General features: G+C 66.7%; 21 protein-coding genes. 12 read left to right on the top strand and 9 right to left on the bottom strand.

Annotated elements, in window-relative coordinates:
* Window positions 1-72: 72 nt before the first annotated feature.
* Window positions 73-1,020, top strand: coding sequence for a DUF3034 family protein (locus PSQ40_RS13870; protein ID WP_273952138.1), 948 nt, complete (start codon window positions 73-75; stop codon window positions 1,018-1,020).
* Window positions 1,021-1,125: 105 nt separating this feature from the next.
* Window positions 1,126-1,596 carry a group I truncated hemoglobin gene (locus PSQ40_RS13875; RefSeq protein ID WP_273952139.1) on the top strand — a complete coding sequence of 157 codons (471 nt, stop codon included), beginning with the start codon at window positions 1,126-1,128 and terminating at the stop codon, window positions 1,594-1,596.
* Between the two features lie 51 nt (window positions 1,597-1,647).
* On the opposite strand, the gene PSQ40_RS13880 is transcribed toward PSQ40_RS13875, so the two are convergent.
* Window positions 1,648-2,889 carry a CaiB/BaiF CoA transferase family protein gene (locus PSQ40_RS13880; RefSeq protein ID WP_337961834.1) on the bottom strand — a complete coding sequence of 414 codons (1,242 nt, stop codon included), beginning with the start codon at window positions 2,887-2,889 and terminating at the stop codon, window positions 1,648-1,650.
* A 35-nt stretch (window positions 2,890-2,924) separates the two neighbouring features.
* Complete coding sequence (locus PSQ40_RS13885; protein ID WP_273952140.1) at window positions 2,925-3,893, bottom strand: hydroxymethylglutaryl-CoA lyase; 969 nt, start codon at window positions 3,891-3,893, stop codon at window positions 2,925-2,927.
* 116 nt (window positions 3,894-4,009) lie between these two features.
* Between PSQ40_RS13885 and PSQ40_RS13890 the strand changes: the two genes are divergently transcribed.
* On the top strand, window positions 4,010-4,756 hold the full coding sequence (locus tag PSQ40_RS13890; protein ID WP_273952141.1) for an IclR family transcriptional regulator: 747 nt from the start codon (window positions 4,010-4,012) through the stop codon (window positions 4,754-4,756).
* Window positions 4,757-4,838: 82 nt separating this feature from the next.
* On the opposite strand, the gene PSQ40_RS13895 is transcribed toward PSQ40_RS13890, so the two are convergent.
* Window positions 4,839-6,599: an amidohydrolase gene (locus tag PSQ40_RS13895; protein ID WP_273952142.1), complete on the bottom strand. Its 1,761-nt coding sequence runs from the start codon at window positions 6,597-6,599 to the stop codon at window positions 4,839-4,841.
* 734 nt (window positions 6,600-7,333) lie between these two features.
* On the opposite strand from PSQ40_RS13895, the gene PSQ40_RS13900 reads away from it, so the two are divergent.
* The 8 genes from PSQ40_RS13900 to PSQ40_RS13935 all read left to right on the top strand — a co-directional run bounded on the left by PSQ40_RS13900 (window position 7,334) and on the right by PSQ40_RS13935 (window position 14,245).
* Window positions 7,334-7,909 (top strand): ferritin-like domain-containing protein, encoded by a 576-nt coding sequence (locus PSQ40_RS13900; RefSeq protein ID WP_273952143.1) that lies wholly within the window; start codon window positions 7,334-7,336, stop codon window positions 7,907-7,909.
* 4 nt (window positions 7,910-7,913) lie between these two features.
* Entirely contained in the window at window positions 7,914-8,396 is a 483-nt protein-coding gene (locus PSQ40_RS13905; RefSeq protein WP_273952144.1) for a c-type cytochrome, read from the top strand.
* A 60-nt stretch (window positions 8,397-8,456) separates the two neighbouring features.
* A complete protein-coding gene (locus PSQ40_RS13910; RefSeq protein WP_273952145.1) occupies window positions 8,457-9,041 on the top strand; it encodes an RNA polymerase sigma factor in 585 nt (194 codons plus the stop codon).
* 42 nt (window positions 9,042-9,083) lie between these two features.
* Window positions 9,084-9,890, top strand: a complete 807-nt coding sequence (locus PSQ40_RS13915; protein ID WP_273952146.1) for an anti-sigma factor — start codon at window positions 9,084-9,086, stop codon at window positions 9,888-9,890.
* A 119-nt stretch (window positions 9,891-10,009) separates the two neighbouring features.
* Window positions 10,010-10,951 (top strand): DUF3034 family protein, encoded by a 942-nt coding sequence (locus PSQ40_RS13920; RefSeq protein WP_273952147.1) that lies wholly within the window; start codon window positions 10,010-10,012, stop codon window positions 10,949-10,951.
* Between the two features lie 68 nt (window positions 10,952-11,019).
* Complete coding sequence (locus PSQ40_RS13925) at window positions 11,020-11,487, top strand: group I truncated hemoglobin (RefSeq protein WP_409338594.1); 468 nt, start codon at window positions 11,020-11,022, stop codon at window positions 11,485-11,487.
* Between the two features lie 645 nt (window positions 11,488-12,132).
* The gene (gene rpoH / locus PSQ40_RS13930) at window positions 12,133-13,071 is read left to right on the top strand and encodes an RNA polymerase sigma factor RpoH (protein WP_273952148.1); all 939 of its coding nucleotides are present in this window, start codon (window positions 12,133-12,135) and stop codon (window positions 13,069-13,071) included.
* 166 nt (window positions 13,072-13,237) lie between these two features.
* Entirely contained in the window at window positions 13,238-14,245 is a 1,008-nt protein-coding gene (locus PSQ40_RS13935; protein WP_273952149.1) for a Bug family tripartite tricarboxylate transporter substrate binding protein, read from the top strand.
* A gap of 102 nt (window positions 14,246-14,347) precedes the next feature.
* Here PSQ40_RS13935 and PSQ40_RS13940 read toward each other — a convergent pair whose 3' ends face one another.
* From PSQ40_RS13940 to PSQ40_RS13960, 5 genes are read right to left on the bottom strand one after another with little or no spacing between them, the layout of a single operon-like run.
* Window positions 14,348-14,959 carry an SCO family protein gene (locus PSQ40_RS13940; protein WP_273952150.1) on the bottom strand — a complete coding sequence of 204 codons (612 nt, stop codon included), beginning with the start codon at window positions 14,957-14,959 and terminating at the stop codon, window positions 14,348-14,350.
* Between the two features lie 2 nt (window positions 14,960-14,961).
* On the bottom strand, window positions 14,962-15,858 hold the full coding sequence (gene cyoE, locus PSQ40_RS13945; protein ID WP_273952151.1) for a heme o synthase: 897 nt from the start codon (window positions 15,856-15,858) through the stop codon (window positions 14,962-14,964).
* Complete coding sequence (locus PSQ40_RS13950) at window positions 15,855-17,024, bottom strand: COX15/CtaA family protein (RefSeq protein WP_273952152.1); 1,170 nt, start codon at window positions 17,022-17,024, stop codon at window positions 15,855-15,857. Before PSQ40_RS13950 ends, cyoE begins: the two co-directional genes overlap by 4 nt.
* A gap of 4 nt (window positions 17,025-17,028) precedes the next feature.
* Window positions 17,029-17,757 carry a hypothetical protein gene (locus PSQ40_RS13955; protein ID WP_273952153.1) on the bottom strand — a complete coding sequence of 243 codons (729 nt, stop codon included), beginning with the start codon at window positions 17,755-17,757 and terminating at the stop codon, window positions 17,029-17,031.
* Window positions 17,696-18,460 (bottom strand): SURF1 family protein, encoded by a 765-nt coding sequence (locus PSQ40_RS13960; RefSeq protein WP_273952154.1) that lies wholly within the window; start codon window positions 18,458-18,460, stop codon window positions 17,696-17,698. Before PSQ40_RS13960 ends, PSQ40_RS13955 begins: the two co-directional genes overlap by 62 nt.
* Before the next feature lie 15 nt (window positions 18,461-18,475).
* On the opposite strand from PSQ40_RS13960, the gene PSQ40_RS13965 reads away from it, so the two are divergent.
* Window positions 18,476-18,700 (top strand): twin transmembrane helix small protein, encoded by a 225-nt coding sequence (locus PSQ40_RS13965; protein ID WP_273952155.1) that lies wholly within the window; start codon window positions 18,476-18,478, stop codon window positions 18,698-18,700.
* Window positions 18,701-18,809: 109 nt separating this feature from the next.
* On the opposite strand, the gene PSQ40_RS13970 is transcribed toward PSQ40_RS13965, so the two are convergent.
* Window positions 18,810-19,691 (bottom strand): cytochrome c oxidase subunit 3, encoded by an 882-nt coding sequence (locus PSQ40_RS13970; protein WP_273952156.1) that lies wholly within the window; start codon window positions 19,689-19,691, stop codon window positions 18,810-18,812.
* Window positions 19,692-19,734: the final 43 nt, after the last annotated feature.

Below are 19,734 nucleotides of genomic sequence, written 5' to 3' on the forward strand. Positions count from 1 at the left end.
TGGGGGTTTGGAGGCTGACTCGAGGCGGTTTTTGCGTAAGAATGGGTCATCTGTGTCACAACTTGTCAGCTTATGAGCCCCCTCCGAGCGTCCTGCGTCAAAGTGTTTTTAAGCACGGCTCTGGTGTCGGGCTGGGTTGCTGGGCCGGCCCTGGCCGACACCGGCAAGCTGCTGTTGACCGGCGGTGTGTCGTCGGTCGAAGGCAGTGCGGGCGGTGGCATCACGCCGTGGGCGGTGCTGGGCACCCAGGCCACCGACGGCGAGGTTGGTGCCAGCGCCCACCTGAGCCGACTGTCCACCTCGGACTACGGGCTCAGCGCCTACGGGGTGACCCTGAACCTCAAGAACACGCTGGAACTGTCGCTGGGACGCCAGGACCTGTCGGCCCAACCCGCCACCGCGCTCAACGCGCTGGGCTTTGGCGTCACCAACGACCCGCACCTCAAGATGGACGTCGTGGGTGCCAAGCTGCACCTGCTGGGCAACGCGGTGCTCGACGCCGACCACTGGCTGCCTGAGGTGTCGGTGGGCGTGCAGTACAAGCGCACCCAGGCGGGTTCGATCAAGCCTGTGCTCGACTTTTTGGGGGCCAAAACCGCGGGCACCGATGTGTATGTGGCCGCCACCAAAGTGCTGCTGGAATACGGCCTGCTGCTCAATGCCACCGTGCGCTACACCAACGCCAACCAGGGCGGTCTGCTGGGCTTTGGCTCGGCGGCCCCGGGCCGCAACAGCCGCAGCCTGAACCCCGAACTGGCCGTGGCCTACCTGCTGCGCCGGGACTTGGCGATCGGGGCGGAATACCGCTTCATGCCCAACAACCTCGAGGCCCTGGGCCAGGCGGCCGGCCTGGGCAACGGTTTGAAGCAAGACGACTGGAAGGACATCTTCATTGCCTGGGCACCGAGCAAGAATGTGTCGCTGACCGGCGCCTATGTGGACCTGGGTCGCATCGTCCCGGGCATCACCGGGGGCCGCAAACAACGCGGCTTCTATGTGTCCGGCCAAGTGGCCTATTGAGATCGGGCACCCCATGCGCCCCGGATGTGAAGCCCCTTGCGCCCCGCGCCCAGCTTGTGCCGCCACGCCCGGTCCTGTTCACCCCCTCCAGCCCTGAAAACGCCCATGACACTCAAACCCATCGCTTGCCTGGCCTTGTGGGCCAGCGCCGCCCTGGTGCTGCCGTCGTCCGCCGTGGCGCAAGACCGCTACACACCGCCCAAAGCGGCCGACGCCTCGCTGTACCAGGCGCTTGGCGAGAAAGACGGCATCCGCCGCGTGGTCGACGGCCTGGTGCAGCGCAGCACCCAGAACCCGCGCATCGCCGACAAGTTCAAGGACACCAACCTCAAGAACCTGCGCGAGCAACTGACGGACCAGATCTGCGAACTCTCGGGTGGCCCGTGCCGCTACGAAGGCAACCCGATGCGGGCAGGCCATGAAGACCTGAAGCTCAACATGGGGCACTTCAACGCCCTGGTCGAGGACCTGCAACAGGCCATGGACCAGGAAGGCATTCCCTTCCGCCAGCAAAACCGCCTGCTGGCCATCCTGGCGCCGATGTACCGCGACGTGGTGACGGCGCCAGGGCGCTGAGCCACGGCAGGCGCTGCCACCGACAGGCCCGTGGTGTTGGGACGCCGCCGTTCAACCCGGTGGCGTCTGCGCCTCGCCAGCCACCACCCCGCGGGCGCACAGCGACGCCACTTCCGCCTCGGTGTAGCCCAGCGACTGCAGCAGGGCGAGGCTGTGTTCCCCCAGGCGAGGGGGGTTCAGGCGAATGCCGGGTCGGCCCTGGCCCAGGGTCAGGGGCAGCAACACCGCCTGGCTGGGCCGACCGTCGGGCAGGGTGATCGGGGCCAGGGTGCCGGTGGCCTGCAGGTGCGGGTCGTCCAGCAGTTCGTGCGGTTTGGTGATGGGGGCAAAGGGCAAGCCCCGTGCCTCAAACCGGCGCGCAATCTCTGACGCGGGGTGAGGCGCCAGGCGTTCGCGCAGGATGGGGATCAGCCACTCGCGGGCCCGGACACGGTCGTTGTTGCTGCCCAAGCGGGCATCGGCGTGCAAGTCGGCCAGGTCGAAGGCGTCACAGAAAGCCGCCCACGCGGTGTCGCTGACCACGGCCAAGAAGATCTGCTCCCCGTCCCGGACCTTGAACACGTCGTAGATGGCCCAGGCCGAGATGCGGTTGGGCATGGGGGCGGCGGGCTGGCCAGTGACTGCGAACTGCATCATGTGCTGGGCCACCAAGAACACATTGTTCTCGAACAGCGCCGACTGCACCGCCTGCCCCCGGCCGGTTTGCTCGCGTTGCGCGAGCGCCGCCATGGCCCCGATGGCACCGAACATGCCGCCCATGATGTCGTTGACACTGGCGCCAGCCCGCAGCGGGTCGCCCTCGCGCCCGGTCATGTAGGCCAGGCCCCCCATCATCTGCACCACCTCGTCAAGCGCGGTGCGGTGTTCGTAGGGGCCCGGCAAAAAGCCCTTGTGGCTGACGCAGATGAGGCGCGGGTTGAGTTGGGACAGCACCTCGTAGCCAAGGCCCAGCTTGTCCATGGTGCCGGGGCGGAAGTTCTCACTCACGATGTCGGCTGTGGCCAGCAACTTGAGCGCCACCTCCCGGCCCTCGGCGGATTTCAGGTCCAGCGCGAGGCTCTTCTTGTTGCGGTTGAACATCGGGAAAAAGCCCGCGCCCGAGCCCAGCAGGTGGCGGGTGCTGTCGCCCTCGATGGGCTCGACCTTGATGACCTCGGCCCCCAGGTCGGCCAGCACCATGCCGCAGGTGGGGCCCATGACCATGTGGGTGAATTCGACCACGCGCACGCCGGCGTACGGCAAGTTTGGCGCGTTCGGTGGGGTGGTCTGGGAGCCCGAAGGGGTCGCCCCCATGGACGCAGCGTTGGGGGTGGGTGGGTGTGCCATGCTCATGCGAGGGCCTTGTTGAATGGGAGGGCGGACGAAGGCCAGCCCTTGGGCAGCCCGGCCTCGGGGGTCATGCCGTACAAGGGCTCACCGGGCAGGCCTTCGCGCAGGGCCTGTCGGGCGGCGAACAGACGGGGCAGGTCGATGCCGGTGTCGATGCCCATGGCCTCGAACATGAACACCAGGTCCTCCGTGACCACATTGCCACTGGCGCCGGGCGCATACGGACACCCCCCCAGCCCGCCCAGCGACGCGTCAAAGGTGCGCACGCCCGCCTCGTAAGCGGCCAGGCAATTGGCCAGCCCCAGACCGCGGGTGTTGTGCAGGTGGGCGGCACCTGCGTGCGAGCCCACGGCGGCCTGCAGGCGCGTGAACAGGCGTTTGACTTGGGCCGGGTTGGCCATGCCCGTGGTGTCGGACAAGCCCACCTCGTGGGCGCCGGCCTGCACACAGGCCTCGGCCAGCCAGATCACGTCGTCTTCGGCCACCGGGCCCTGGAGGGTGCAGCCAAAGGCGGTCGACAGGCCCACCTCCAGGGGCACCTGGGGGGCGATTTCATCGCGCAGACGGGCCACGGCGCGCACCTCGTCAACCATCTGCTCGCGGGTCTTGCGCACATTGGCCTGCGAGTGGGCCTCACTGGCCGAGACAGGCAAGGTCAGCTTGTGGGCCCCGGCGCGCAGCGCTGCCTCGGCACCGTGCCGGTTGGGCACCAGGGCCATGATGCAAACCCCGGCATGGGTCACGGCGTGCCGCACCACCTCGGCGGCATCGGCCATCTGGGGCAGCAGGCGGGCGGGGACGAACGAGGCCACCTCGATCTCCCGCAGCCCGGCGGCCACCAGCGCGTCGATCCAGGCCCGTTTGTGTGCGGTGGGCATGGTCGCAGCCACCGACTGAAGGCCATCGCGTGGGCCCACCTCGCTGATCAACACCGCCTCGGTGGATCGCTTTGAAATGACAGCTGACATGGTGAGGGGGTGCTTTTTAAATTCTGAAAGATAGAATAAAAATCTGTTTATTAGAATTTAGACCCAAGTCACCGGCACCGTCAAGGTGCGGGGAGGCCCTGCGGAAAGGTCTGACCATGCCCCGAAAATCCCCAACACGCTCCGTGGCCGATGAGTCGAGTGCGCCGGGTGGCGCCGCCGCCGTCGACCGGGCGCTGACGCTGCTGGCGGCGTTTCGCCCTGGCGATGCGGCCTTGTCGCTGGCGACGCTGGCCGAGCGCACCCGGCTCTACAAAAGCACTGTGTTGCGTTTGCTGGCCTCGCTGGAACACGCGCGCCTGGTCGAACGCCTGCCCGACGGGCACTACGCGCTCGGCATGGAAGTGGCGCGCCTGCACGCCATTTATGCCGCCCATTTTTCGCTGGACCGCGTGGTGTTACCGGTGCTGCGTGGGCTGGTGGAGCGCACGGGCGAGAGCGCGGCCTACCATGTGCGGCAGGGCCAGCCCCCCAACCAGACCCGCCTGTGCCTGTACCGGGTGGACTCGCCGCAGCCGGTTCGGGACCACCTCCGTGCGGGCGATGTGCTGCCCCTGGCCTCGGGCACGGGGGGGCGGGTGCTGACCGCCTTTGGCTTGGGCGACGCGCAGCAGGTGCTCAGCCAGGAGGACAAGGTGCTGTGCGCGCGGATCCGAGAACAAGGCTACTTCGCGGCGGTGGGCGACCGGCTGGCGGAGGTCGCCGGCATCTCGGCGCCCGTGACCAACGCCCAGGGCGTGGTGGTGGCCGCGCTGACCCTGACCATGCCCAGCCACCGCTACGACGCGCGCTACGTCAAGGACGTGCTGGCGGCAGCGCGGCAACTGAGCGGAACCGTGGGCTGAGGGCCCAGCACCAAGGGGGGCGCCGGCGGGTCAGGACCGCGGCCCGAGCGCCCGCCCCACGCCACCCCACACCGCCCGCGGTTCAAGCCGCGTGACGCCGCACCCCGCCCAGCCAGGTTTCGCGCACCGGGATGTTCAGGATCTCCATCGGGGGCACGGTGTAGGGGTTGCGTCCCAGCACCACAAAGTCCGCGCATTTGCCCACCTCGATCGAGCCCACCAGGTCGTCCATGTGGCACTGCCACGCGGCATCCAGGGTGACGGCGCGCAGGGCCTGGGTCAGCGTGATGGCTTCGGCCGGGTTGAGCTGTTGGGTGGTGTTGCGGATCTGGCGGGTGACCGCGTTGTGCACATAGCGCAGCGGTGCAATGGGCTGGCAGTTGTAGTCCGAATGCAAAGAAATGCGCAGGCCCTTGTCCAGGGCGGTCTTGCAGGGGTCAATCAGGTTGGCGCGGGCAGGGCCAAAGATCTGGTCACGGAACACCGCGCCGTAGTAGTAGACGTGCCCGATCAGAAAGCTGGGCGACACGCCGAGCCGCTTCATGGCGTCGAGCTGCTCGGGGTGGCAGACGGTCGAGTGCTCGATGCGGTGGCGCCGGTCGCTTTGCGGGTTGCGCTGCTGCGCGGCCTCATAAGCCTTCAGGGCCATGTCGATGCCCGCATCGCCGTTGGCATGGATGCCCACCTGCCAGCCCCCGTCGTGCGCGGCTTGCACGGCCGCGTTGAGTTCGGCCTGGCTGTAGTTGGGGGTGCCGTTCTTCCAGGCGGCCTGGAGGTAGGGCTCGCGCTGGAACCCCGAGCCCCCCTGGTTGGTGCCATCCGCCCAGGCCTTGATGCCGTTGATGCGCAGGACTTCGCTGTGGTGGTCAGGCTTGAGGCCGAGCTTTTGCCAGGTGGGCATGGCGGTGGACACCAGGAAAGCCGACATCCGGACCGGCGGGTTGTTCGCCATGGCCGCCTTCATCACCATCCAATCGCCTTGGGCGTCGAAGCTGCCGATGCCACAGTCGTGCAAGGTGGTGCAGCCTTTGGAGGCCGCCATGTTGAACAGCCGCCCCACATTGGCCAGGTACTCGGGGCCCGAGATGTGCGGCGCCACGACGGCAAAACGGCCAATGGCCGCCGACTCTTGCACCTCGCCCGTCAGCTCACCGCGCGCGTCACGCACAAACAAGCCATGGGGCGGGTTGGGGGTGTCTTTGCTGATCTTGGCGGCCTTGAAGGCCGCCGAGTTGACATGGCCAATGTGCCCATTGGCCTCAAGGATGAAGACCGGCGTGTCGGGGGCCAGGGCATCCAGCGCCTGAACCGACACGTCCCATTCGCCCGCGGTGATGGTGGGGTCGTACAGCTGGCCCATCACCCAGTCGCCGGCCCGGGCCTTGGCCAGTGCCGCCACCAGCTTGGCCTTGGCTTCGCCCAGCGAAGCGTTGACAAACGGCCCCAGGTCCAGCCAGCCATCCAGCATGGCGAAGGCGCAGTGCATGTGCGGGTCCACAAACCCGGGCAGCAAAGCCTGGTCGCCCAGCGCCACCATCTGGGTGCCGGGGCCTTGCCACGCGTCCAGCGACGCCCGTGAGCCCATGGCCACGATGCGCCCACCGCGCACCGCGACGGCTTCGACCTGTGGCTGTGCTTCGTTCACGGTGATGATGCTGCCACCATGGAAAATGGTGTCAGCGGCTGCGTCGGCGGGCGCAGCAGGCGCCGACGGCTGCGCCCCCACCTCACCCGACAACACGGTGGCAGACGCCAGGGCCGCCCCGGTGCGGAAAAACTGGCGTCGGGTCTGGGCGCCTTCCTTCAAAAAGCTGAAGAGCCCGGGGTTGCAAACCATGCACATGAGCGTCGTCCTTTGGGTGCGGTTGATCGAAGCAGGTCCAAGCGATGACCATGCTGGCCGGTGCCAACCGGATCGCAGCGCGTGTTGACCGTCTGTGAACCCGGGCCGGCTCGGGGCTGGCCACGGTGGGCGGGCCAGCCGCCTCTGAACTGCATTCTGAGGGCGTCGCAGGCCCCGCCCCCACCGCGCTCCGGTGCCTGGGGCTGGGCGGTGGGTTTGGCTTGGCTTGATGGCCCGGGCGGCCTTTGGGCCGGGTCCGGGTACCGATGGGTTGCGCCCTCGGCCGCCGGACTGGGCCGCTTCACCAGACCGCTTCACCGGGCCGCTTGACTGGGCAGGTTGGCTCGGTCCTTGGACTGGGCGGGTCCGCCGCCTGCGCGGAGCGGCGCCCAAGCCCCGCGCGCCACGGTGAGGGCACGGTGCCGGGCGACCGCCAGTGGCCCCTCAACCCTCCAGGATGGGCTCCGCCTCCTCAAGCGCCCTTACGCCCCCTTACGCCCCCCGTGGGCCAGTGCTGACGCTGCAGGTCCGACAGCCGCCAGCGCGCGCCCAGCCCCGTTGACAGGCCACGGGCCAAGCGCAGGCGGTCGCCCGCGCCGCCTGGCACGCCGTCAGCGCCCCATACCCCCACGGGACACTAGGGTATGAATCCAACCCTGTCGGTGCCTGCGTACCTGGTTCAGAGGTCGTCGAGTCACGACGCCTCCAACCACCCAACACAGCGAGACATCACCATGAACCTGATCCACAAGACCCCTGCACGCCGCCAATTCCTGGGCACCGGCGCCACCCTTTCGGCAGTGGCCGTGGCCCTGCTCGGCGGTCGCGAAGCCCTGGCCCAGGGGGCCATGGGCGACACCGGCAAGGACGTGCAGATCCTCAATGTGGCGCTGGGCCTGGAGCACGAGGCCATCAATGCCTACCAACTGGGCGCGGGCAGTGGTCTGTTGCAGAAGCCCGTGCTCGATGTGGCCGTGCAGTTCCAGGGCCACCACAAGGCCCACCGCGACGCGCTGGTGGCCACCATTCAAAAGCTGGGCGGCCTTCCCGTGGCAGAGAAAAAGCTCAATGAGTACGCCATGGCCCTGAAGGCCGACACGCTGAAGAACCAAGCCGATGTGCTGGAGTTGGCGGCGCGTCTTGAATTGGGGGCAACCAACGCCTACCTCGGCGTCCTGCCTTCGCTGAGCAACCGCGAACTCGCCAAGGTGGCCGCACGGCTGGCGGCGGACGAAACCCTGCACTACACGGTCTTGATCTCGGCACTGGGCAAGCCACTGCCCGCCCAGGCGCTGAGCTTCGGCGCTTGAGGACATGCGACCCAAGGGTTTTCTTCAGGGGCCCGCCAGGGCCTTTCGCCCGGCTGGCCTCTGTGTGCTGGCCGGGCTTTTTTGGCTGGCCGGTGCCTCAGAGCCAGGGCGGCTGGCGCACGCCCAAAACGGGCCCCGTGCCAGCGAGAGCCCCTCCGGGGCGCGCGATTCGGCCCCTCGGTGGCAGTCGGCCGCCGCGCAACGGGGACAGGCCCTCTACGCGGAGCGCTGCGCGGCCTGCCACGCGGTGGACTCGAATGACGCCGGTCCCAAGCACCGTGGCGTGTTGGGCCGACGGGCAGGCACCGTGCCTGATTTTGAGTATTCACCGGCGATGCGCCGGAGTCAGCTGGTGTGGACCCGGTCCCAATTGGATGCTTGGCTGCGCGACCCGGAGGCCCTGGTGCCGGGACAGGCCATGGATGTGAGCGTGCCTGACGCGCGGGCCCGGCATGACCTGATCGCGTACTTGGCGACCCTTCGGTAAGATGCCAAGGAGCCCCGGTTGACCGACCGGTTTCCGAGTGCCTTTGGCCCCCCCCAAGACATGACCCTCTCCGATGAAAAACAACAAGGCGTGTTGGTCGATTTGCTCGGCCGGGTGGCCCAGGGCGACGAATCCGCGCTCAAGCGGCTCTACGACCTGACCTCTGGCCGGCTCTATGGCCTGGCGCTGCGCATTGTCCGCACCGGCGAACTGGCCGAGGACGTGTTGCAGGAGAGCTTCCTGCGCATCTGGCGCTCGGCCGCCGATTACGAGGCGACGCTGAGTCCACCATTGGCCTGGATGGGGCTGATTGTCCGCAGCCGCGCGCTGGACTTGCTGCGCCGCCGGGTCAGCGAGCGCCTGCACGTGACCGACACGCTCGACGAAGCCGCCGAGGAAACGCTGGAAGGCGACGCGCTCGATCCGGCCCAGTGCGCCGATGCCAGCCAACAGGCCCGGGTGCTGCACCAGTGCCTGGCCCAACTCAAGGGCCCGCACCGGGAAGTCCTGAGCCTGGCTTACCTGCGTGAGCTCAGCCACAGTGACCTGTCTGAGCAGCTGAAGCTGCCACTGGGCACCGTCAAGAGTTGGATTCGCCGGGGGTTGGAGCAACTCCGCTTGTGCATGGGCGCTGGCCAAAAATGAGGGCTGCAGCGCGTCTTTTGATGATCACTGAAGAGGTCTGGCGTGAATATCGGACATGACAAAATCCTGTTGCAGCGCCTGGCCGCGGACTACGGGCTGGGCACCATGCGGGGCGGGGCGCGGCGTCGATTCGAGGCCCTGGCCCGGCAACAAAGCGCGGTGCGCAGCGCCATTCACGAATGGCAGGGGCGCTTGGCCGGCCTGACGGAGCTGCAGCCGGCGGTGGCGCCCCCCGATCTGGTCTGGCAGCGCATTGAGCTGGCGCTGCGGCTGGAGCGCGAGGCCGCCCAGCTCGAACGGACCCGCCGACAACTCAACACCGCCCCCCCGCGCAACGCGGCGGCTCTGCCCTGGTGGCGCCAGCTGTTCGTCTGGCAGGGGGTCAGCGCCGCGGCCCTGTCGCTGGCCTTGATCACCTGGTGGCAACCTTGGTCAACGGCCACGGACAGCGCTTTGCAAGCCCAATCCCAGGCCCCACGGGCTTCACAGGCCCTGGCGCTGTTGCTGGACGCCGATCAGCGACCGGCGTGGCTGGCGTTGGTGGAGGAACCCCAAGCCGGTGCGCCCTCGAACACCCCGCTGCAACTTCGGCTGCAGGACTTGAGCGGTCAAGCCGTCCCCGCTGGGCGTTCGCTTCAGCTCTGGGCGGTCCCCGCGCAGGGGACGCCACGCTCACTCGGCGTGTTGGTGCCAGGCCCCGCGGGCGTGGTGCTGACGGCCAGAGGCGAGCAGGTCCGGGGGGCGGTGGTGCTGGCCCTGAGCCTGGAAGTGGAAGGGGGCGTGCCGGAGTCGGGGGGCCCCCAAGGCCCGATCTTGTTCAAGGGCGCCATCTCGAACCAGGTGCTTTGAAGCCCTCTTTTTTGCTTTTTTTGCGCGCGGCTTGAATCCAGTTCACCGTGCGGTCCGTATCCGTGGAGCAAGGACGCCTGAGGCAGGCGTCATGTTCAACCCCCATGGAGACCGCAACGATGACCAAACACCCGCCCTTGATCTACAGCCTGACCCTGCTGGCCGCCGGGGCGCTGGCGACCGGACCCACCTGGGCCGACACCGGCAAACTCTTGCTGACGGGCGGGGTGAGCTCGGTCGAGGGCGCCGCCGGCGGCGGGATCACGCCTTGGGCCGTGATCGGCAGCAATGCCACCGCCGACGAGGTCGGCGCCAGCGTGAGCGTCAGCCGCCTGAACACCCGGGACTATGGCTTGACCAGCTACAGCGCCGCTTTCGGCTTCGGTGAGCGGTTGGAGCTGTCGCTTGGCGAGCAAGACTTCAACGCATCGCCCGCGGTGGCGCTGAATGGTCTCGGCTTCAACGTCGCCAACGGGCAGCACATCAAGATGACGATCGTGGGCGCCAAGGTCAGGGTGGCCGGCGACGCGGTGCTCGACAGCGACTCGCTGATGCCGCAAATCGCCATCGGCCTGCAACACAAAAGCACCAACGCCGGCACCCTTCGCCCGGTGCTCGACTTCTTGAACGCCAAGACCAGCGGCACGGACCTGTACGCCTCCGCGACCAAGCTGTTGCTGGCCCAAGGCCTTCTGTTGAATGCGACCCTGCGCTACACCAATGCCAACCAAGGTGGTTTGCTGGGCTTTGGTTCGGCCGCGCCCGGTCGCAACAGCCGAAGCCTGCAACCGGAGTTCTCGGTCGCCTACCTGCTGAGCAAGAACGTCGCCATCGGGGCCGAGTACCGCTTCATGCCCAACAACCTGGAGGCCCTGGGGCGGGCGGCGGGGCTGGGGAACGCCCTGCGGCAAGACCACTGGAAAGACCTGTTCATCGCCTGGGCGCCCAACAAGAACGTCTCGATCACGGCCGCGTACGTCGATTTGGGGCGGGTGGTGCCGGGGGTGACGGGCAACCGCCGCCAAAGCGGCCTGTTCCTGTCGACCCAATGGGCCTTCTGACTCGGCACCTTGAGCGGGTCTTGCCGACCGCTCAGGGGCTCCCTCCACACCACCTCAGTTTGAACACCATGAAAACCCACCTCATCACGGCCGTTGCCGCCCTTCTTTGGTCTGTCTCCGGGGCCACCCTGGCCCAGGCGATGACCGCCAACCCCGCCCCTTCCAGCCAGCCTGCCGATGCCAGCGCGCTCTACCAAGCCTTGGGTGAGAAATCGGGGATCACCCAGTTGATGGATGATTTCGTCAACCGCCTGGTGGCGGACCCGCGCATCGCTGACAGCTTCAAGAACGCCAACCTCGAGAATTTGAAGCGCCAGTTGACCGAACAGATCTGCCAAGTGGCCGGCGGCCCTTGCCAGTACCGGGGCGCTGACATGGCCAGCGCCCATGCCGACATGGACATCCGCAAAAGCCACTTCAACGCACTGGTCGAAGACCTGCAACGGGCTATGGACGCGCGCTCGATTCCGTTCTCGGCCCAGAACCAGTTGCTGGCCCGTCTGGCCCCGATGCACCGCGACATCATTTCCAAATGAAACGCCGCCAGTCGCCGTCGGTGCGCCGAGGTGCCCCGCTCGCCGCCACGATCCTCGCGCTGCTGGCGGGGTGGGGCCCCAGCCTGGCGGAGCCACCGCCCAGCCCGGCGCTGTCACGGGGACGCGCCCTGTACGAATCACGGTGTGGCGGCTGCCATTCGTTGGACGCCCACCGGGTCGGCCCCCTACACCGTGGTCTGATGGGGCGGCAAGCAGGTCGGGTTCCCCACTTTGACTACTCGGCCGCGCTCCGAGCCAGTGCGGTGATGTGGTCCGCCAGCACCCTGGAGACATGGTTGAGGGACCCGGAGGCGTTGATTCCGGGCCAACAAATGAACTACAGCGTCGGGTCCGCCGAGGATCGGCGGCTCATCATCCAGTACCTCGGCGCGGCCACACACGACTCGCCCCCGTGAGCCCCCATGTGCCCACATGTGCCCCCCTGGCCGCCTGACCCGTCGCCTGACCGGGCAGCGGGACGATAGCCCCGAGGTCAAAGCCAGCCGAAACGCCGGACCGCCGGGCTGTCGAGCGGTCCACGGGCGCCCCACCCCAACAACCTCAAGCCGCAAATGGTCGGGAACTTTGCCTTTAGCACTCACTCATAGAGAGTGCTAATATCGCCTCATGGAAAGGATTTCTGGTATGAAATTTCAAACTGGAGTCAATGCCACGGCCATCGCCCCGGTGAACCCGTGGGGCATGGTCCCGGCACTGGGCAACCTCGACGCCTACATCACGGCGGTCAACCGGCTGCCCATGCTCACCCTCGAAGAAGAGCAAACCTACGCCCGCCAACTGCGTGACCACAACAGCGTCGACGCAGCCGGCCGGCTGGTGCTGTCCCACCTGCGCTTGGTGGTGTCGGTGTCGCGCCAGTATCTGGGCTACGGCTTGCCGCAGGGCGACTTGATCCAAGAAGGCAATGTGGGCCTGATGAAGGCCGTCAAGCGTTTCGATCCCGAGCAAGGCGTGCGGCTGGTCAGCTACGCGCTGCACTGGATCAAGGCGGAGATCCACGAATACATCCTGAAGAACTGGCGCATGGTCAAGGTCGCCACGACCAAGGCCCAGCGCAAGCTGTTCTTCAACCTGCGCTCGATGAAGCAAGGCTTCAAGACCGATGCGATGGAAGACGGCGCGACCCACCGCGACACCTTGAGCAACGCCGAGATCGACATGATGGCCGAGCAGCTCAATGTCAAGCGCGAGGAAGTGATGGAGATGGAAACCCGCATGTCGGGAGGCGATGTGCTGTTGGACCCGTCGCCCTCGGACGATGGCGAGCAAGCCTTTGGCCCCATCGCCTACCTGGCCGATGCGGCGCATGAACCGACCGCCATGATCGAGTCGCATCAACGCGACGTGCTGGCCAGCGACGGCATCGCCGCCGCCCTGAACAGCCTGGACGAGCGCAGCCGCCGCATCGTGGAGGAGCGCTGGCTCAAGGTCAACGACGATGGCTCGGGCGGCATGACGCTGCACGAGTTGGCCGCCGAATACAAGGTCAGTGCGGAGCGCATCCGCCAGATCGAGGTGGCGGCCATGAAGAAAATGAAGAAGGCCCTGGTCGAGTACGCCTGACCGGGTTTTGCCCTCCTTCCAAGCCGGCTTGTCCGGCTTTTTTTTCGTCCCGATGTGGCCAATGGGGGTCTGGGATGTCGCCTTGAGGCGCAAGCACTGCCGGTTTGGGGCACACTCGGCGCAGACCATTTTCAGACCGTCCCCCAGCCTTCACGGAGTCCGCGACATGCCCCTCATCCCGAACCGCCGCCACGCCTTGCAAGCAGGCTTGTTGAGCACACTGGCCTGGCTCAGTGGCTCGGCAGCGACCTTGGCGCAAGCCGACACCACCACACCGGGCTGGCCCAGCAAGACGGTGCGCATCGTGGTGGGTTTTCCGGGGGGCTCATCGCCGGACCTGGTGGCGCGCACCCTGGCCGAACCCCTGTCCAAGGCCTTGGGCCAAGCGGTGATCATTGAAAACCGCGTGGGTGCTGCCGGCAACATTGCCGCCCAGGTGGTGGCCCAAGCCACCGACCAGCACACGCTGGGCCTGATGATCAACGGCAACATGACGGTGGCCCGCCTGCTCAACCCCAAGCTGGGTTACGACCCGCTCAAGGACCTGGCGCCCATCAGCCTGATTGCCACCGCCCCGCTGGTGCTGACCACCTTGCCCCAAGCCAATGGCCAGAGCGCCAAGGCGATCCTGGAGCAGGCGCGCCAGGCGGGTTCGCAGTGGAGCTACGGCAGCCCTGGCGTGGGCACGGTGGCCCACATCGGCATGGAAGCGCTCAAAGCCCGGGCCAAGCTGGAAGCGGTGCATGTGCCCTACCCTGGCAACCCCCAGGTCATCACCGGCATGATCGGCGGCCAACTGCAACTGGCCCTGCTGCCCCCGGGGCTGGCCATGGCCCAGGTCAAGGCGGGCAAGCTGCAAGCCGTGGCCGTGACCTCCAGCACCCGCAGCACCCTGGTGCCCGAGGTGCCCAGCCTCAGCGAAGCCGGCGTGCCGGGCTTCAACCTCGAAATCTGGGACGCACTGGCGGGGCCGGCCAGCCTGCCCGCGCCCATCGTGGCGCGCTTGTCGGCCCTGGTCAGCGAGATCAGCCGTTCGCCCGAGGTGCGGGCCAAGCTGTACCAGCAAGGCTGGCAGGTGGTGGGTTCGTCGTCGGAAGGCCTGGCCAACCGCATTCAGGCCGATCTGAAGAGCCTGGGCGAGGTGGTGCAGCGCCAGGGCATCAAGACCGAGTGAGGGTGACGCCCCCAGGCCGCGTGCGCGGCAGGCGCCCAGCGGCTGGCGCGTGCGCCAGGCCCCATGCACCGCTGGGCGTTCACACGCCCACGGGCCTGAATCTCAAGAGGACTTCAGCAGGATCTTCAGGTCCGACAGCAAGGCCTGAGGACCCGCCCCATAGCGCGCGAACAGGCGCAGCCGACCCTGGGGGTCGTACAGGTAGGCGCCGGCCGAGTGGTCCATGGTGTAGCTGGTGGGGGTCTTGCCCTCGACCTTCTTGTAATAGATCTTGAAGTCCTTGGCCAAGGCCGCCAGTTGCTCCGGGCTTTCGGCGCGCAGGGCGATGAAGCTGGGGTCAAAATTGACCATGTAGGCCTTCAGCAGCTCGGGCGTGTCGCGCGCCGGGTCGATCGAAATGAAGATGCCTTGCAGCCGATCACCATCGGGGCCCAGTTGGCGCTTCACCTCGGCCAGCTCGCTCATGGTGGTGGGGCAGACATCGGGGCATTGGGTGTAGCCAAAAAAGACCACCACCGCCTTGCCCTTGAAGTCGGCCAGGCTGCGCACCTGCCCGTTTTGGTCCGGCAGGCGAAAGTCTCGGCCGTACTCGGCCCCGGTGATGTCCACCGCCTTGAAGTCGGATTTGGCCGGCGCACAGGCGGTCATCAAGGCAGCCGCCGTGGTGGCGAGCAGGGCACTGGCGATGAAGCGCAGGACAGGGCGTTTTTGCATGGTCAGAACAGGTAGTGGTCGATCAACAGCGCCGCAAACAGCAGGCTCAGGTGAATCAATGAAAAGCGGAAGGTGCGGCGGGCCAACTCGTCGGAATACGAGCGCCACAGCGCGAAGGCATAGCCGATGAACCCCAGGCTCAGCACCACCGCAGCCGCCAGGTAAAACCACGAGCTCATGCCGTACACAAAGGGCATCAGGCAGGCGGCCAGCAGCACGAAGGTGTAGAGCAGCACCTGCAAGCGGGTGAACTCATTGCCGTGGGTGACCGGCAGCATGGGCAGGCCGGACTTGCGGTAGTCCTCGACCCGGTACAGGGCCAGGGCCCAGAAGTGCGGCGGCGTCCACAAGAAGATGATCAGGAACAGGATCAAGGCCTCGGGGCCCACATCGCCGGTCATGGCGGCCCAGCCCAGCACCGGCGGCATGGCACCCGATGCGCCGCCGATCACGATGTTCTGGGGCGTCAGCGGCTTCAAGATCACGGTGTAGACCACCGCGTAGCCCACAAAGGTGGCAAAGGTCAGCCACATGGTCAGCGGGTTGACCCACACGTACAGCAGCACCGAGCCCGCCGAACACAGCAAGGCCGAGAACACCAAGGCCTGGCGATCGCTGAGTTCACCGCGCGCGGTGGGGCGCCAGGACGTGCGCTTCATCTTCGCGTCGATGCCCTTTTCCACCAGGCAGTTGAAGGCCGCCGCGGCGCCGGCCACCAGCCAGATGCCCAGGCAGGCCACCAGGGCGAGTTGCACATCCGCCAGCGTGGGCAGGCCCGGAACGGCCAGCACCATGCCGATCAGGGCGCAGAAGACGATCAACTGCACCACGCGGGGCTTGGTCAAGGCATAGAACTGCCGCACCAGGGAGGGGTAGGAAACAGACGGGGCGACACTCATGCGGACAATCTCGATGCGCTCGGAGGAACAGTTTGGAAATCAATCGGGGCCCAGGGCGTCGTGAGCACCCGGGTCAGCACCAGGACCAGGGCCGCTGCGCCACCGGTGTGGGCCACGGCAGCCAGCAAAGGCCAGCCCAGCACCACGTTGCTGAGGCCGGTGATCAGTTGTAGCAGCAGCAAGCCCGCGAGCCAACGGGCCAGTCCACGCAAACCCGCGACCTGGTGCAAGCGCCAAGCCAGCCAGCCCAGCAGGACAAACACCCCGTACGCAAACAAGCGGTGCACGTAGTGGATGCCGGTCAGGGCCGCGAAGGAAATGTGTTCGCCATTGGCCAGCAGCCCCAGCGGCCGCCAGAGCTGGAAGCCCTCAGCCAGGTTCATCTCGGGCCACCATTGGCCCTGGCATTGCGGAAAGCTGGTGCAGGCCAGCACCGCGTAATTGGTGCTGACCCAACCACCGAGCAAGATCTGCACGCCCAGCGCCAAGGCGGCCAGCCAGGCCCAGGGCAGCAAGCGGCGTGGCAACTGCACGGACACCGGGGTCAGTGCCTGGGTCAGTCGGGCCGACTGGATGGCCAGCAGCACCAGCAGGGTCAGCCCCCCGGCCAGGTGCAGGGTCACGATGGCCGGGAACAGCTTCATGGTCACGGTCAGCGCGCCAAATGCCCCCTGCACACAGACCCAGACCAGGGTCAGCACCGGAATGAAGAGCTTGGGTGGGGTCTGCCCCTGGGCCCGCCGGCGCCGACCTTCCTGGAAGGTCATGACCAGCAGCGCAATGATCAGCACGCCCACCCCGGTCGCCAGGTAGCGGTGGACCATTTCGATCCAGGCCTTGCTGTGGGTCACAGGCCCCGTGGGCATGGCCTCCTGGGCCGCCGCGATGGCGCCTTTGGCCCCCACCGGGCTGGCTTGGCCATAGCAGCCGGGCCAGTCCGGGCAGCCCAGGCCAGAGTCGGTCAGGCGCGTGAAGGCACCAAACAGAATCAGGTCAAAGGTCAGCAGCACCGTCACCGCGGTCAGGGCCTGCAGGCGCCCCATCGGGGAGGCCGAGCGGTGCCGCAACCACCACCACAGCAGGGGGCCTGAGGCGACCAGCACGCCGGTCAGCATCACCTGCAGCAGCGGCGACAAATCGTAGAGGGCTTGGGTGGTGGCGTCCATGCGCTCAGCGCCCCGCTTCGTCCCAGGACGCCGACGCGCGCATCAGGCGCTCGAGGTCTTTTTTGGCCTTGGCCGCACCGGCCATGTCCAGTCGCGCCGGGAAGCGCATCATCCAATGCCCCATGGGGTCCACCACGTACAGGTGGTCGGCCAGTTGGTGACCCGAGGCGGGGCTCAACCACTGGGCCAGCGCGTCCGGGGGCACCCGCAACAGAGTGGCCTGGGCCAGCGCGGGCAACAGGCTGCTCTTGATGGGTGCGTCGTCATTGATCAGCCAGACCCAATCCATGCGGTCCTTGTCCTTGCCCAGGCTCTCACGCAGCTGGCGTTGCAGGTAGAGGTGTTGTTCACACGCCTCATCACAAGCCCCTCCTGCCACGCTGATCAGCAGCCACTGCCCCTTGAGCGATGTCAGCGGCAGCGACTGCCCCTCGGCGGTGCGCGCCACCACCGGCGGCAAATCGCGTTGGGGCTCGATCAACTCACCAAAGTTGCGCTGCCCCGTGGGACGCACCACGTAGTAGGTGAAGTACGACGCCACCACGGGGGCGGCACACACCGCCAGCACGGCCAGCATCTTCAGCCGGCCCAGGCGCGTGCGCGGGCCCGCCACGCTGGCGGCCAATTGATCGGCAGCCGGCAGGGTGTGGACCGTCAGGCCCAGCGGGGCGTCAGCGGCGGACTTCGGAGTCTGCGGGGCGGTAGAAGCGTCGGACAATTTGGAACCAGACATAAAGAAGAGCGATCAGGCCAGCCAGACCAAACCATTGAAATGCGTAACCATGGTGCTTCTCCGTGCCAGCGCCGGGCTCGAACCAGTCACGCAACAGGCCATCTGCGGCAGGATCGATTTGGACCATGGAACCCGGCAACAAGGGCAAGCCGGTTTCCTGTCGAAAAGCATCCCAGTCGAGATTCTGCCGGATACGGGAAGACCCCTCGGCGGCCCCGGCTGAGCCCAGCTCCAGCAACTTGGCGGGCACCGGGGCCACGCGGGCACGGACCGTGACCTCACCCTGCGGCGTTGGCACCTCGACCAGGCGGTTGCGGTCGACAAAATCACGCGGCACCCAGCCGCGCTGCACCAGCACCACACCCTGTTCACCGGAGAGCGCCAGGGGCGTCAGCACAAAGAAGCCAGGGCGGCCCTTCATCTGGCGGTTGTCGAGGTACACATTGAACTGCGGCAACCAAACGCCCTTGAGGTCCACCGGTCGGTGCAACAGGCTTTGGTTCTCGCGCGCGGCTTGCAGCCATTCGCGCTGGCTCAGCACCGGACGCGCACGCTCACGCTCAAGGGCCTCGTGCAGGGCTTCTTTTTCGGCGGCGCGGTTGAGTTGCCAGCGCCCCAGGGACAAGGTGGTCAACAGCCCAGCCACCGCGGCCACGGTGATGAGCCAAAAGCGCCAGGAGCGCCACAAATTCGGGGTGTTCACAGGATAATCACGGACATGAAATACCTCGTCATGCTAGCGTTTGCAGCCATCTTGCTGAGCCTTGGCTCGGCATTGTTTTTCATGATGAAGGGTGGGCAGGACAAAGACCCGGCCAAGAGCGGCTCGATGGTCAAGGCGCTGGCCATGCGGGTGGGGTTCTCGATCCTGTTGTTCATCTGCATTCTGGTCAGCTGGAAGCTCGGCTGGATCCAGCCCACGGGCATCGCTGCAGGCCAGTGAGCTGAAGCGGCCGGGCGCAGCGCCTCCCCCGGGCCCGCAGTGACGCGGTAACCCACCGAACGGCCCACAAAAAAAGCGCCTTGCGGCGCTTTTTTGGTTTCGGAGGGTCTCAGAACCAGTAGACCACCACGTACAGGCCGAGCCAGACCACGTCCACAAAGTGCCAGTACCAGGCGGCGCCTTCAAAACCGAAGTGACGTTCTTTGGTGAAGTGGCCCTTTTGCAGGCGCAGGGTGATGAAGAACAGCATCAGCATGCCCACGAACACGTGGAAGCCGTGGAAGCCGGTCAGCAGGTAGAAGGTCGAGCCATAAACACCCGAGCTCAGCTTGAGGTTCATGTCGCTGTAGGCGTGGGCGTATTCGTAACCTTGCACGAACAGGAAGATCACGCCGAGGATCACGGTCATCCACATGAAGGCGATCGTCTTGCTGCGCTCACCGGCCTGCAGCGCATGGTGAGCCACCGTCAGCGTCACACCCGAGGTCAACAGCAGGGCGGTGTTGATGGTCGGCAACCAGAACGGGGTCATGGTCTGGAACGGCTCAACAATGCCGGCCGGCGAGGCGGTCATGCCCGCGGCCATGGTGGGCCACACGGCCTTGAAATCGGGCCACAACAGGGCGTTCTCCAGGCTGCCCAGGGCGGGCACCGAGTGGGCACGGGCCCACCAGAGCGCGGCAAAGAAGGCGCCGAAGAACATCACTTCCGAGAAGATGAACCAGCTCATGCTCCAGCGGTAGGACAGATCGATCTTGCGGCTGTACAAGCCGTTCTCGCTCTCCGCCACGGCATCACGGAACCACTGGAACAGCACCGCCAACCACCAGACCATGCCCAGGGCGAGCGAGTACATGCCCCACTCCACCCCGTTGATCCATTGGCCTGCGCCCAGGATCACGAAGAACAAGCCAATGGCCGCCATGACGGGGTGGCGGGACTCGTGGGGCACGAAGTAGTAAGGGGTTCCACCGTGTGTTGTCGCACTCATTTTTGCTCCTGACTCTCTCAAACTCTGATTTGGTTCTAGAACC

Source organism: Curvibacter cyanobacteriorum (assembly GCF_028649475.1).
GTDB lineage: Bacteria > Pseudomonadota > Gammaproteobacteria > Burkholderiales > Burkholderiaceae_C > Curvibacter > Curvibacter cyanobacteriorum.

Bases quoted from the DNA above. Each gene is read 5' to 3' on its own strand.
- PSQ40_RS13950 (WP_273952152.1), bottom strand. From the start codon at position 17,024: ATGGACGCCACCACCCAAGCCCTCTACGATTTGTCGCCGCTGCTGCAG.
- PSQ40_RS13935 (WP_273952149.1), top strand. From the start codon at position 13,238: ATGCCCCTCATCCCGAACCGCCGCCACGCCTTGCAAGCAGGCTTGTTG.
- cyoE (WP_273952151.1), bottom strand. From the start codon at position 15,858: ATGAGTGTCGCCCCGTCTGTTTCCTACCCCTCCCTGGTGCGGCAGTTC.
- PSQ40_RS13925 (WP_409338594.1), top strand. From the start codon at position 11,020: ATGAAAACCCACCTCATCACGGCCGTTGCCGCCCTTCTTTGGTCTGTC.
- PSQ40_RS13920 (WP_273952147.1), top strand. From the start codon at position 10,010: ATGACCAAACACCCGCCCTTGATCTACAGCCTGACCCTGCTGGCCGCC.
- PSQ40_RS13885 (WP_273952140.1), bottom strand. From the start codon at position 3,893: ATGTCAGCTGTCATTTCAAAGCGATCCACCGAGGCGGTGTTGATCAGC.
- rpoH (WP_273952148.1), top strand. From the start codon at position 12,133: ATGAAATTTCAAACTGGAGTCAATGCCACGGCCATCGCCCCGGTGAAC.
- PSQ40_RS13910 (WP_273952145.1), top strand. From the start codon at position 8,457: ATGACCCTCTCCGATGAAAAACAACAAGGCGTGTTGGTCGATTTGCTC.
- PSQ40_RS13940 (WP_273952150.1), bottom strand. From the start codon at position 14,959: ATGCAAAAACGCCCTGTCCTGCGCTTCATCGCCAGTGCCCTGCTCGCC.
- PSQ40_RS13905 (WP_273952144.1), top strand. From the start codon at position 7,914: ATGCGACCCAAGGGTTTTCTTCAGGGGCCCGCCAGGGCCTTTCGCCCG.
- PSQ40_RS13880 (WP_337961834.1), bottom strand. From the start codon at position 2,889: ATGGGGGCGACCCCTTCGGGCTCCCAGACCACCCCACCGAACGCGCCA.
- PSQ40_RS13970 (WP_273952156.1), bottom strand. From the start codon at position 19,691: ATGAGTGCGACAACACACGGTGGAACCCCTTACTACTTCGTGCCCCAC.
- PSQ40_RS13965 (WP_273952155.1), top strand. From the start codon at position 18,476: ATGAAATACCTCGTCATGCTAGCGTTTGCAGCCATCTTGCTGAGCCTT.
- PSQ40_RS13955 (WP_273952153.1), bottom strand. From the start codon at position 17,757: ATGTCTGGTTCCAAATTGTCCGACGCTTCTACCGCCCCGCAGACTCCG.
- PSQ40_RS13870 (WP_273952138.1), top strand. From the start codon at position 73: ATGAGCCCCCTCCGAGCGTCCTGCGTCAAAGTGTTTTTAAGCACGGCT.
- PSQ40_RS13900 (WP_273952143.1), top strand. From the start codon at position 7,334: ATGAACCTGATCCACAAGACCCCTGCACGCCGCCAATTCCTGGGCACC.
- PSQ40_RS13875 (WP_273952139.1), top strand. From the start codon at position 1,126: ATGACACTCAAACCCATCGCTTGCCTGGCCTTGTGGGCCAGCGCCGCC.
- PSQ40_RS13895 (WP_273952142.1), bottom strand. From the start codon at position 6,599: ATGTGCATGGTTTGCAACCCCGGGCTCTTCAGCTTTTTGAAGGAAGGC.
- PSQ40_RS13890 (WP_273952141.1), top strand. From the start codon at position 4,010: ATGCCCCGAAAATCCCCAACACGCTCCGTGGCCGATGAGTCGAGTGCG.